Below are 13065 nucleotides of genomic sequence, written 5' to 3' on the forward strand. Positions count from 1 at the left end.
CCGTGCGGCTATGCCCTAGGACGCAAGGCGGTCTACCGTCCTCGTATGGAAATACCGCGGATGCTGGACGGGCGGCTGAAGTTCCGCCATCTCCTGCTCGTCGAGGCGCTCTCCGGTCAGGGGAGCGTGGTCGGCGCCGCGGCCGCGCTCCACGTCACCCAGCCCGTGGTCACCCGCAGCCTCCAGGACCTCGAACGCATCCTCGGCGTCACCCTCTACGAACGCGGCCCGCGGGGGATCCAGCCCACCGAGTTCGGTGACGCTTTCACCGAGTACGCGCGCTCGGCGCTGGCCCAGATGAACCAGGCGAGCAGGCATCTCCAGGAGATCGCCGACGCCACCCGCGGCCACGTGGTCATCGGCACCCATCTCGCGGGCTCCAACCTCCTGCTGCCGCGGGCCATCGCCCATCTCAAGCGAGACCGCCCCGCCCTGAGGATCGTCGTGCGCGAAGCGACGCCTGGGGCGCTGCTCGAAGACCTCGTCGCCGGCAAGATCGACTTCATCATCGGTCGCCTCGCGACGGTCCCCCCGGAGGGGACGATCCAGCAGACGCTGCACGCGGAGACCATCCGCGTGATCGCGCGCAGCGGCCACCCGCTCGCGGCACGCACCGAGATCCCGCTCGACGAGCTGATCGCCTACCCGTGGATCCTGCCGGGAGTGGAGACGGCGCTGCGCACGGAGCTCGAGGAGTTCTTCCACCGCAACGACGTCTCCCTGCCCCCCGACCGCGTCGAGACGACCGCGTTCCTCACCATCCGCCAGCTCCTCGTGGAGACCGACATGGTGGCCGCGCTCCCGGAACTCATCGGCGCGAGCGACCCCCGGCTCACCGCGCTGCCGATCTCGCTCGACCTCGTCGGCGCACGCGTCGGGATCACCCTCGCGGGCGGCCGCCGGCTGAGCCCGGCCTCGGAAGCCATGATGCAGTCGCTGGTCGCGGTCGCGGATTCCGTGCATCCGCGGCCGGCTCGATCCGACTGAGTTCCGGCCGCGCGAAGGTGTCGCGGGGCTCATTTCGCGCCCCGAGCCCTGCACATCCTTCTGTCCACACGAGAATGAGGAACCGGTTTCCCCGACCGGGAACCTTCTGGCCATCGCCGACACCGACGGCGACGGCCACCTCACCGCCGAGGAATTCACCTGCGCCTGCGTGGAGTTCTGGTCGAGCACCGACTCAGACGCCCCCGGCGACTGGTGGATGAGCCGCTCTTTCTCCTGGCATCGAAGCCGCGTGCGTCGGAACTCTCCCGCGCATAGGCGGGTCACTTGAGCTGCAGGTCAGTGGCGAACTTCAGGGTGGGGGTTATAGATCAACTTGGTCCTCGAACACTCAATTGCCCCATGGAGCTGCGCGGCGCGGCTGGGTCAGAGTAACAGCAACTGGTCGTCGCCGATCTCTTCTGGCGCGGTAAATGCGCATTGTGGGCCGCTTGCCTTGACTTCTCCAGTCGGGCCGCCACACATGATCGTCAGGTCGTTTGACCTCAGGTAGCGGGCGAGCGCGGCCCCATCATCACCGACTGTCTCGGCGAATCGCACGCGGAGATCGTCAAGTAAGTGGTCTTCGCGGAGGTAGACGTTCTTCGCGAGTTCTGGTGGTCGGTTGCGGGCGCTGGTGTGGCCGTGGCGACAGCGGTAGCCGGGGCGGCCGTTCACCCAGTGAGAATCCAGCCGACGGCTGCACAGCTGACATTGCACGAGTCCCGCTAGCACGTACGTCCTCGTGTCACCGTGCTGCGTTGGCCGGGCCGCGCGCATGCCCTGGACTGCCAGGAACGTCGTCTCGTCCACGAGAGCAGGGTGCGTCACCTTCTTCGACTCGGCCCAGCTTCGTGCTGCTGGCGATTGGGCTGGAGCACCGTGGCAGGCAGGACCGGCTGTTCTGGTGCCGTGTCGGTTCCACGCCTGCCGCCCTGTGTATCGAGGGTTCTCGAGGATCTCGACCACGGTCCGGACGATCCACTCGTGTTTCGTCCGGTGGCGGTTGCGGTCCCGGTCAGCGCTCGACGGGCACGGGACACTGCGGTCGTTGAGCTCCCGCGCGATCCCGGCCACGCTGCGCCCCGTGGCTCGTTGTTCGAAGATCCACCGTACCCACGGTGCGGTGACCGGATCTGGTTCCAGGCGGTGCAGGCGGCGGCCCCAGCTCGCGTGGGCCCGGTTCGGGTGCGGGCCGGCATCGGCGAGACGGTAGCCGTAGGGCGGCCGACTCCGTGAGTTCACTTTGCCGATGAACGGCGTCGATGCTGGTAGCAGGTAAAAGCTCGCCAGTGGTCTGCTCAAAGTCGACTTCGGCGGTCTTGGCCCTCAGGCTGTGGCTGATAGTAAAACTGCTGGATCCCCGGACCGACCGATCGGTGCCGTGGCCCGCGTGGGTCTTGGGAAGTGGTCAGCAATGGTGCTGTCGTTCGCGCTACGAAGTCTGCCCGTCGGCGGCGCTCACTCGAGCTGCAGGGGTTCGGCTTCGGCGCAGAGCACGCCGAGAACGGCACCACCCAGAGCGTCTCTATCTTGGCGATGCCGGCGAAGGCATCGGCCACGATGTTGAGATTTCTGGTCGTCCTTGCCTTGCGGACGGCTGAGCGCAGACTCATCGGCGCACCCTGAGCGGCAACTGGTCGACGGTCTCCTGGTACGTTCGCCAGTCGCCGCGACAATGGGATCCGAGCGCAGACGTTCTTCACCGGCATGCGCCGGCCACCACGCACCCGCCTCGCGGCATTTCCGGGCGCCCTGCCCTACCCTTGTCCGAGGCGGCTCACTGACTCGTTGTCACCTCGAAAGCGACCACGCGCTCCCAGTCGCCGTCCAAACTGTCGAGCGGTCCCGCAGAATCGCCTTTGATGAGCTGGACTTCAGAGTGCGTCGCCGTGGCAACCGAAGTCGAAAAAACGACAGGGAAGAAATCCGAAGTGACACCATTCGGTCCACCTGGTTTGAACGGTGCAAATCCACTGAAAGCCTCCGCCTCGAATCCCTGCAGCCAGTCGACATCAGAGCAGACGCAAATCCATCCGTCGGACACTCTGATGCGCACGTCTTCGGCGCCTCCGAGCATCGCCTCCAAAGCGATCATCGATGCGGCCTCATAGGGGTCGTAGCGCCCACCCCGAAAGAAGCGACTCTGTTCTCTGCGCGCGTAATCACGCACGTCACCCAGGTGAATATCCTCAGGGTGAAACAACGATCTCACCATCCGCTCGGAGCCGGTTAAACAGATCGAACGCCGACGCTGGGATGTGAAACTCATCGCCTTCGAACGTCGGCGACTTCGCGCCGACGGGAATCACCCTCGTTACGGCCCCGGCGTCTCGAAGCTGATTCATCGCACTATCCGAGATGGACACTTTGATCACTGCGTACTTACCTCCGTTCCTGGCCGCGAAGAACCAGGCGTCACCCTCATGCGTCGCTACGAAGAACCCGCCGGGCCCATCAGTGTAGTTCGCCGCTGCCCTGCTCGCGTCGAGACCGTTGTTCAAGACATCGACGAGTGAGTCCACATCCGAACCGTGATAGTACGTCGCGGGACCACATCCCTCGGTGTTGTGCACCAACACCGGTGTGTCACCAGCCAGGACGTAGTAGGTGTGAATCGTGTCGACGGTGAGGTTGAAGGTGCGGATGTGGTCGACGTAGCGACGGCTGGCGACGACGGTGACGTGGCCATCGCCGGGCGTGTTGAGCTGGTCACCGGGTTTCAGGTTTGCCGCATCGACCCAGGCGTGAGTGGTGGCGTCCCAGAACGGATGGTGAGCGGTGGTGGTGATGGTCTCGGACCCGGAAGCGGATCCGACGGTCAGCCCGTCGAAATCGGTGTCATCGTCGGTGACGTGCACGGCAGTCACCGCGTGCGACTCAAGTCGCGCACTGTCGGGTTCGGCGTTGGCGACCTGGTCGCCGATCGCCACGTCCTTGATCGGCTTGGTGCCACCGTCGGCGAGCAACACCCTCGTGTCCCCGCTGAAACTGTTCGGGCACACCATGCGGGCCAGCCCGGCGAGCAGGTCGGAGTAGGCCGCGTCGTCGGAGACGCCTTGCACCGAGGACTCTTCGAACATCGCCGCGATGCGGGTCGACACGAGGGCATCGACACCGGCCGCGGTCATCCACGACATGAATGCGGTGCCCTCGGGGACCACCGAGGCGAGGAGCACCCCGCAGGGTTCAGCCGCGGCGCAGAGCATGCCGAGAACGGCGCCACCCCAGAGCGTCTCGATCTTGGCGATGCTGGCGAACGCATCGGCCATGATGTTGAGATTCTGGTCTTCCTTGAAACTGGGGCTGAGCACGTCGCTGACGCATTGTTTGTACTGATCGCTGCCGACAGCGTCGATCTTGCCGCACATCGCGCCGTTCTGCAGCATCAGAATACGGTTGTCGTAGTCCGACTGGAACACCAGATGCAGGCAATCCTGGTACTTGTCTCCGAATTGCTTGTACTGATCGCAGTCCGTGTACTGCTGCGCTTTCACGGCCAGCTTCTCGTCAGCGACCTTGTGCAGCACGTCGGTGAGCACCGCGTTGGCGGCGTCCGCGGCCACACTGGCGTCGGAACCGGCGTTCTGCGCCGAGGTGAACGCGTCATGCGCGTACCCGTAGGCCTTGACGGCGAAACCGGCGGCCTGGCGCTCCGACGAGGTCGCCCACATCGCCGACCGGGAAGCGTTCTGCGCGGACTGATTGGCGCTGGTGGCGGCGTTCTGCGCGGTCGATGCGGATTGTGCGGCCTTGGTCGCCGAGCCTTCGGCGTCGAGGGCGGACTGGTGCGCCTGCTGGGCGTAGGTCGCCGCCTGGCCCGCATCACTGCGTGCCTGCTGGGCGTAGCCTGCGGCGTCCGCGGCGGCACCCCGGGCGGTCGCCGCCGCTGCCTGGGCTTCGTTGGCGTGCTGGGATGCGGTGTTCGCGGTCTCGGCGGCCTGGGCCAGATACCCGGCGATCTGCGCGTTGTGCGCTGCGCTGTCCTGGTCCCGCTGCGCTGCGGCGAACTGCCCGACGGTCACGAACTGGTGCAGCATGCCCGTGGTGCCGTCGAGGGCGACCTGGGCGGCGGCTTTCAGTTCCGGACCGCTGTCGTCGGCGTAGAGGATCTGGTCGGCCTTGATCCGTTCGTCGTGCCCGGCGGTGATGTACTGGTTCCTGGTCAGGAACTGCCGCAGGGCCTGGTCGGTGTTGGCGTCCAAGGCCTGCTGCGCGGCGTCCTGCAGAGCAGGGCCGCCATTCTGCTGGGCGGCGTAGAGGATCTGGTCGACGGCGATCCGGTCGTCGGTCGTCCGGCCGGGGTAGTCCTGGCTGCGCAGGAACGCCTGCACGTCGGCGTCGGTGCCGGCCAGGGCTGTATTGGCCGCGGTCCGGAACCCGTCGGTACCGGTGTCTGCCAGGTTCGCCACGGTCGTGCGGTCATCCTGCCCGGCTGCGACGCCGAGTCCTCGCCGGACGAAGTCCATCGCCAGCGCGTCCGGCCCGGCCAGCGTGAAGTTCGCGGCGGCCTGCGTCCATGGTCCGCCGGTGACGCTCAAGGTGAGCGCGACCTTGCGCGCGTCGCTGACCGCGGTCGCGAGGTCGGTGCCCGGCGCGGTAGCTTCGGTGATGAGCCGGGTGGTCTCGGTGTTGCGCAAGTCCGCTTGGGCGCTTTCCCAGGCGTGCGTGACCTTCAACTGGGTCGCCGCGGCGGACAGAGCCAGCGCGGCTTCGTCGTCCTGGGCTTCAGAGGTCGCGATGCGCTGATCATCGGCGACGCGGGCCGCGTCGTAGACCTGTTTGGCCTGATTCGCGGTGGTGATCGCGTTCTGCGCGGCCTGCGTCGCGGCGTTGGCGTGCGCGGTCGCTTGGTTCGCCGCATCAGCGGCCTGACCGGCGTGGGCCGCGGCCTCGTCCGCGGCGTCGGCAGCGGTATTCGCATCCGCGGCGGCCCGGCTTGCCGCGTCTCGCGCGGTGTAGGCGGCCGCCGCCGCGGCCGCGGCGAAAGTGCTGGCTGCTTGCGCTGCGCGACTGGCTCGTGAGGCATCCGCGCGGGCGGTCGCGGCCGCTTGCCGCGCGGTGCGCGCGTCCGCGCCGGCGTTGGTGGCGTTGGTGCTTGCGTTGGCGGCCGCAGTGGCTGCTGCTGCGGCGTGATTGCCCGCCGAGCCCGCGGCGTCCGCTGCTGCTTTGGCCCGGTCCGCCGCCGCCCCGGCCACCGCTGCCTCGTCCGCGATCGTCAGCGCGAGTCGCGCGACGGCACGGGCGATGACGGCGGCGTCGCGGGCATCGGAAGCGCGGTGTTCATCGACAGCCGCTGCTCCGGCCTGGGTGAAAGCACGCGTCGCGGCATCACCGGCCATGGTCGCCGCGGTGGCGGCCCGGGCCGCAGCTCCGGCTGCAACGCGCGCGGCGGAACTGGCTGCATTCGCCGCGCTCACGGCTTCTTTCGCCGCGGCAGATGCTTTGCTCGCTGCGGCTGCCGCCGCAGCCGCAGCTCCGGCCGCGATGGCCGCGTTGTTCTTGGCATCGATGCTTGCTTGCTCTGCGGCCTGTGCCGCTTCCTTGGCGAGTTCGGCCTCGCGCACCGCCCGGTCCGAGGCGTCCTTGGCGGCCTGGGTCTCGCGGGCCGCTTCGTCGCCCGCATCTTTGGCGGCTCCGGCCAGCTGGGCGACCGTCGTCGTCTCCTGGTCCCGGGCCTCGGCGATCTGCCGGTCATGGTCGAGAAACTGCGTGTAGGCGTCGACGGACCAGGCATCCAGCGCGCGCTGCGCCGCTTTCTGCACCTCCGGGCCACCTGCGGCGAGCGACTGATCGACGCGGACCCGCTGGTCCGTGGCGTATGGCTGCTGCCAGCCGGTCTGCAGGAAAGTCTGCAAGGCAGCGGAATCGTTGGCGTCGAGTGCGGCCTGTGCGGTCTTATGCAGCTCCGGGCCCGCAGAGGCCAGCATCTGGTCGACCCGGATACGCAGGTCGTGGCCGGCCGGTGTTTTCCAGCCGGTCTCCAAGAACGACAGCAGTGCGGTGTCATCAGTCGAGTCGAGGGCCTGCTGCGCCGCGGCCTGGACCGTCTCTCCGCCGGAGGCGACCATCCGGTCGACGCTGATCCGCTGGTCGATCTTCTGATCCCGCGGGAGTTGCGTGGTCAAGAAGGCCTGGATGTCCGCGTCGGTCCCGACTAGAGCACGTTCGGCGTCGGCCCTGACCGTCGGTCCTCCGAAGCGCCACAAGGACACCACATGCGCCCGGTCGGTAGCACTCGCGGCAGGGGCGGTGTCAGCCAGCGCGGCCGGCGCCGCGACCAGCCCCCCGGCCAGGCTCGCCACTGTCAGCAAAACCAATCCTCGCCGCGGAATGCCGGACGAGCGCGCCATTTTCCTCAACCGAACCCCTCCCCGAAAACACCACGATAATCGCGCGCGCCGAATCAGCTCTCGCGGCACAGTTTGAAGCTCCCCTGATGAACACCGCACAGGTGCGAATTCACACACTAGTCACACGGCCTGCCTCCGTAAAACGTGCCGTGGATCACATGCTGTTGCGGTAACGAGCTGAGCGCGCATTCAGACAAACTTTGGCGAATCAAGCGATTCTCTCGCCAAAATGGACAGATAGGACGAAATGCGACTCAGACGAGGGCTCGTGCTTCTTGCGGCAACAGTGTTCGCGGCAGCCGCGGTCGGCGCGTGGACAGCCAACGCGGCGACGCCGTCCGCTCAAGTCGCCGGCGACGTTCAGTCGTCGGCTGTGGAAGATTATGTATACCCCGGCGCGGACACGATCCAATCTACTTACAACGTGACTCTCATTTCCGGTGATGGACACATCGTGTTCGCCGATTGCACAACGCCGCCGGAAGGAAATATCGGCCTCCTGACCGTAGTCACCACAGCGGTCGAAGGCGCCGACGGGCAAGGACGGATTTGTTTCAAGATCCTGGCCACACCCGGACGTCTCGAACTCAGGATTCCCGCCGTCTACGAAATCCGCGGCGACGGTCAGATCGACGGCACCGGTCACACCGTGCAGGCAGACCTCACCACAGACGCCGGACAGCACACCACCGTCAACGTCAACCCCAGCCGCAGTACACCGGTCGGCGTAGCCACGAAGCCGGGCAGTCCGCCCACCACGCTGCTTCAGCTCACCGCGACCGCCTGATCAAAGCCGTTTCGACGACTTGTCCACGGAGGGGAATCCCATGCCATTTCTTCATCATCGGGGCAGAGCTGTCACCGCTACGTTGACCGCGTTTCTGGGTGCGGGCCTGCTGACCTGCGCGCCCGCGTCCGCGCTCAGTGGCGGTACTCCGGTTTCCGACAGCACCTACGCGTTCGCCGGCCGGCTGGAGGTCGGGACGCCCGGCCTCGACGGCCGCGGGTGCAGTGCCGCTCTCGTCGACAGCACCTGGATCGTCACAGCGACGTCCTGTTTCGGTGCCACGGACCTGCAAGCGGGTGCCCCGCCCAAGCCGACGACGGTCACCCTGGGCCGCACGGCCACCAACGCCGGCTACACCGCCCAAGTGACCTACGTGGCACCGAAAGCCGACCGGGATGTAACGCTGGGGCTGCTGAACGCGCCGGTTCCCGGGATCACGCCGGTCGCGCTGAGCACCACCGCACCCGCCGCGGCCGAAACGCTGCTGGCCGTCGGCTACGGGCGCACCGCGGACACCTGGGTCCCCGCCCAGGCCAGGGTCACGCCGTTCACGGTGAACGCCACCACCGACACCACCGCCGCCCTGACCGGCGCCGACGGCGCCGACACGTGCCAGGGTGACGCGGGCGGCCCTGCCCTCCGGCAGCGGGCGGGCGCCTTGGAACTTGTCGCGCTGCACAGCACGACATGGCAACATGGCTGCCTGCTCAACCACGAAACCCGTCAAGGCAGCACCGAAGCCCGCGTCGACAACATCACCGACTGGATCCGGCAGCAGCAGGTCGCGACGACCAGCATCCGCAACGCCAACGGCCTGTGCCTGGACCTCGGTTCCAACGCCCCGGGCACCACGGTCGTCACCGTCACCTGCCAGGCCGGCTCCACCAGTCAGCAGTGGCGCGTGCTGCCCGACGGCACGATCCGCAACTACAACGGGCTCGCCATCGACGTCCGCTCCAACAACCCCGGTGAACTGGTGGTCACCGCCGCGGTGGCCGCGGGCAACCCCAGTCAGCAGTGGCAGGTGCCGGCCGACGGCACCCTCCGTAACCACAACGGCCTCTGCGTGGATATCGGTGCCAACGCCAACGGCACACCGGTCGGCACGGCGTCCTGCGTCGCTGGCAACACCAGCCAGCAGTGGAGCGTGGGCGACCTGCATGCGGTGACCGGGAAGATCCGCAACCACAACGGCCTGTGCGCCGACCTGGGCTCAAACGCCCCCGGCACCCGGATGGTCATCGCGGCCTGCCAGCCGGCCAGTTGGACCAGCCAGGAGTGGACCGCACCGATCGACGGCACGATCCGCAACCACAACGGCCTATGCCTCGACCTGGGCTCAAACGCCCCCGGCACGCCCATCGGGACCGCCACCTGCCAACCGGGCGGTTGGGTCAGCCAGCAGTGGCGCGTGCTGCCCGACGGCACGATCCGCAACTACAACGGACTCGCCATGGACATCGGCTCGAACGCCGCCGGCACCACAGTGGTCATCGCAACTACGCAGCCCGGCAACCTCAGCCAGCAGTGGACCATGGGCGCGTAGGCCGTGCGGCCTTACTGACATCACCGGCTCGGGACAACGGGTTCAGCCGACGTCCCGAGCCGGGGTGCCCGGCGGATGTGCAGCCTCGGCTACATGATCCCCCTAAAGACGGGAGATATCCCACGTGCGGGGGTTCAAGTCCTCGGACACAGTATTACCCCACGGATCGCGAAACGCGATCTTGACGCTGGGATGATCGTAGCTCAGCTCGAATCGATCTCCTTCAGGCGCCATCCGGCGTGGTCATAGACGATGATCTTTTTTGAGTCGCGCAGCGCCGCGGCCACACGTCTGTGTCGTGGTCGGTCAAGCTCCGGCGTGTCGTGGCCGTCGTTGCCTTCTTCTCCGAGTCGAATGCTGATCTCCTCGACGAGGTAGCCTTCGCGGATGTAAAGCGTCTTCGGCCGCGACTGGCCCGCGCACTGAGTGCTGTTGTAGCCGTGACGGCAGCGGTAGGTCGCACGTCCGTGGTTCCAGTGCGAGTCCAGCCGCCGGTCGCAGACACCGCAGTGAATCAGGCCGGCCAAGGCGAACCGGCGAGCCCGGCCGTCACTGGCTGGTCGCGCCGCTCGGATCTGCTGCGCGGTGATGAAGTCCTGTTCGGTGACGAGCGCTAGATGGGCGGCCTTCGCTGACAGGGCCGGCGTTGCGGCTGGGCCTCTGGTGTCGGTGGCGCGGCGGTTCCAGGTCTGGCGGCCGGTGTAGCGCGGGTTCGCCAGGATCACGGCGACCGTGCGCAGCGTCCAGGCTCCGCGGGTGCGGTGCCGGTTGCGGTCCGGGTCGGCGCTCGATGGGCAGGGCACACCACGCTCATTGAGGCGTCGGGCGATGCTGGTGACGCTGTGCCCGGCGAGGCGTTGCCGGAACATCCAGGCTACGTGTGGCGCGGTTCGTGGGTCGGGTGCGAGGCGTTGGAGGCGTCGGCCCCAGCGGGCGTCGGTGGGGTTGGGGTGGGGGCCGGCGTCGACGAGTTGGTAGCCGTAGGGTGGTCGGCCGCCGAGGTAGCGGCCTTGCTGGGTGGCCTGGTTGTGCATCGCCGCCAGTACCCGGTGGCGGGCGCGGAGGACTTCGCGCGGTGACTGGGTGGCCAGCAGCGACATCAGTGCCCGGTGATCGCGGTTGCTTAAATCGACCGGCCCGGCTGTCTCGGGGAGCCAGAGCTGAATACCGTGTCGGGTGCACCAGGTGTAGAGGGTGGCGAACTGGGTGCCGGTGAGGGCGCGTTCGTATTCACCGACCACGATCGCATCGATTGCGGACTCCGGGCTGGAGGTCTCGGTCATGAGCTGGGCAGCCTGCGGTCGCTGGTGCCACGGGACGCGGCGTGAGGTGCCGACGTCGAAGTAGGTGGCGACGACCTGGCCGTGGCCCCCGACCAGCTCATCGGCCATGTCGCGTTGCCAGCCCTGTGATGGGACGCGGTCTTGATGGCGGGCGGTCGAGGTCCGGCCGTAGAAGGCGAACCGCAAGCCACTGCCGTGGTCGGGGCGGGCAGTGGTGGTTGTCGGCTTCTTGCTGTTCATCCACTGCGCCAACAGGTCGGCCGTGCCGGCGGGTGGTGCGGTCACGTAACGCGGGGGCGGGTGCGGTGGGATCACGCTGGACGGATGTCGCGGCCGTTGGGGCATGACGGCGCGCTCTGAGCGGTTCATCCGATCAGCGGAGTCAACGCGTCATCGGCGCTCCCGATGCACGCGTTTTCCGCAGCTCCGGAGGTGGGGGTGGGTCGTCGTCTCGCAGGCTCGCCGCCAGCCAGTGACAGTCAGCGCTCATGTCGTAACTCAGCTCGGGGCCGACGTCCTACGTCTCCTCTTGCTCCGAACGAGTGAACTTGAAGTTTCAATTTATTACCCTAGGTAACGGTGGTGAGTCAGTCGCTCACTGCGGTAACCAGCGGAAATGATCGTGAACATCGTCGGCTGAGTCCTTTTCGTGACCGAAAGCGGCTTTCGGGCACTGTTACGCGCGGGATGTGAATGTCGACGAACGCCACAGAGCGTGACGCGTTCCGTTGCGTCGCCGCTGGACCGAAAGAGGCAGCCCCGTGTCTTACGCCCCCATGCCGCCGTCGGTGCCGATGCCGGTGGCGAACCAGCCCAAGAACGGCCTCGGCACGGCCGGGTTCGTGCTCGGCCTGATCGGGTTGATCTTCGCGTTCATCCCGATCATCGGGATCGTCGCGTGGCCGTTGACGATCCTCGGGCTGATCTTCGGCATCGTGGGGACGCTGCGCGCCAACCGGGGCCAGGCGAGCAACAAGGGGCTGGCCGTCACCGCCGTCGTGCTGTCGGCGATCGGGCTGGTCATCTGCGTGCTCTGGACCGCGGCCTTCGGCAAGGCGGTCAACGACGCCGCCAACGGGATGCCCGCCGCTGCCCTGACCAGCTCGGTCGCCGCGCCCGACCACATTCAGACCACCAGCCCCAACCTGAACGACGCCGCCGCTTCGGCCGCGGCCACTGCTCCGGTCGAGCCGCCGGCACCCGCCACGAGCGAAGCACCCAAGTTCCCGCCGCAGGTCGAGCAGGCCCGCGCCTCCGCCCAGAGCTACCTGAGCTTCACGGCGTTCTCGCGCAACGGCCTGATCCGGCAGCTGTCCTCGTCGGCCGGCGACGGGTTCCCGAAGGATGTGGCGACTCAGGCCGTCGACAGCCTGTCGGTGGACTGGAACGCGCAGGCGGTCAAGTCGGCGGAGAACTACTTGAGCTTCACGTCGTTCTCTTGCTCGGGGTTGAAGCAGCAGCTGTCATCGTCGGCGGGTGACGGCTTCACGAAGGCCCAGGCCGCCTATGGGGCTGGCCAGACTGCAGCCTGCAAGTAGATCCGCCGCAACCAGCGGGAGTAACGGATGTCCTCACCCATACGACCTGTCGCGGAATTGGTCGCCGATCGTCGCCGAGTACGGGCGCGTCGCGTTGACCATCGCCTGATGCGTAGCCGGAAGTAGCGGGCGGGGTCCTCGCGGAGTCCTCAGACAACGGCGACGATAGTCATACTCTGTGACGCATGGCTGGCCGTCTCAGGGGCACCTGGATGTGCCCGAGATGCCGTGGGCCTGCGCAGACTTCGGTTGACACCGGGACTGACTATTTTCAGGCCGCTGTTGCGGTTGTGTAGATGGTCTCAAACTCGACCGGGGTGAGCTTGCCCAGGGTGCGTTGCCGGCGCTTGCGGTGATACTTCGTCTCGATCCAGGACGCGATCGCCAATCTTAGTTCCTCCCGGGTGCGCCACCGACGAGAACATTCTTTTGCAGCAACGAAAAGAACGACTTCATCGCAGCGTTGTCACCACAAGCACCGACCCGCCCCATTGACCCGGTCACCCCATGGCGCGCAGCAGACGCCCGTACTCGGCTGATCCGGTGACGGGACCGCGCGGCCATGAGGCGATCA

General features: G+C 67.2%; 8 protein-coding genes and 1 pseudogene. 4 read left to right on the forward strand and 5 right to left on the reverse strand.

Annotated features, from left to right (window positions below):
* The first annotated feature begins 45 nt into the window (after positions 1-45).
* Positions 46-987, forward strand: a complete 942-nt coding sequence (locus ACZ7OU_RS48060; RefSeq protein WP_470260422.1) for a LysR substrate-binding domain-containing protein — start codon at positions 46-48, stop codon at positions 985-987.
* A gap of 384 nt (positions 988-1371) precedes the next feature.
* Here the strand turns inward: ACZ7OU_RS48060 and ACZ7OU_RS48065 are convergent, their stop codons facing one another.
* From ACZ7OU_RS48065 to ACZ7OU_RS48075, 3 genes are all read right to left on the reverse strand, one after another.
* Positions 1372-2229 carry a recombinase family protein gene (locus tag ACZ7OU_RS48065; protein ID WP_470260583.1) on the reverse strand — a complete coding sequence of 286 codons (858 nt, stop codon included), beginning with the start codon at positions 2227-2229 and terminating at the stop codon, positions 1372-1374.
* 535 nt (positions 2230-2764) lie between these two features.
* Positions 2765-3157: a hypothetical protein gene (locus ACZ7OU_RS48070; protein ID WP_470260423.1), complete on the reverse strand. Its 393-nt coding sequence runs from the start codon at positions 3155-3157 to the stop codon at positions 2765-2767.
* Between the two features lie 19 nt (positions 3158-3176).
* Positions 3177-7337, reverse strand: coding sequence for a polymorphic toxin-type HINT domain-containing protein (locus ACZ7OU_RS48075; protein ID WP_470260424.1), 4161 nt, complete (start codon positions 7335-7337; stop codon positions 3177-3179).
* 268 nt (positions 7338-7605) lie between these two features.
* On the opposite strand from ACZ7OU_RS48075, the gene ACZ7OU_RS48080 reads away from it, so the two are divergent.
* Positions 7606-8124, forward strand: a complete 519-nt coding sequence (locus ACZ7OU_RS48080) for a hypothetical protein (RefSeq protein ID WP_470260425.1) — start codon at positions 7606-7608, stop codon at positions 8122-8124.
* Between the two features lie 19 nt (positions 8125-8143).
* Positions 8144-9670 (forward strand): ricin-type beta-trefoil lectin domain protein, encoded by a 1527-nt coding sequence (locus tag ACZ7OU_RS48085; protein ID WP_470260426.1) that lies wholly within the window; start codon positions 8144-8146, stop codon positions 9668-9670.
* A gap of 203 nt (positions 9671-9873) precedes the next feature.
* Here the strand turns inward: ACZ7OU_RS48085 and ACZ7OU_RS48090 are convergent, their stop codons facing one another.
* Positions 9874-11238 carry a recombinase family protein gene (locus ACZ7OU_RS48090; RefSeq protein WP_470260427.1) on the reverse strand — a complete coding sequence of 455 codons (1365 nt, stop codon included), beginning with the start codon at positions 11236-11238 and terminating at the stop codon, positions 9874-9876.
* A 476-nt stretch (positions 11239-11714) separates the two neighbouring features.
* Between ACZ7OU_RS48090 and ACZ7OU_RS48095 the strand changes: the two genes are divergently transcribed.
* Positions 11715-12491 carry an Ltp family lipoprotein gene (locus tag ACZ7OU_RS48095; RefSeq protein WP_470260428.1) on the forward strand — a complete coding sequence of 259 codons (777 nt, stop codon included), beginning with the start codon at positions 11715-11717 and terminating at the stop codon, positions 12489-12491.
* Positions 12492-12762: 271 nt separating this feature from the next.
* Here the strand turns inward: ACZ7OU_RS48095 and ACZ7OU_RS48100 are convergent.
* Positions 12763-13043, reverse strand: a pseudogene (locus ACZ7OU_RS48100) (integrase core domain-containing protein); the annotation flags it as partial.
* Between the last annotated feature and the right edge of the window lie 22 nt (positions 13044-13065).

It is taken from the genome of Amycolatopsis sp. NPDC114505, assembly GCF_055633615.1.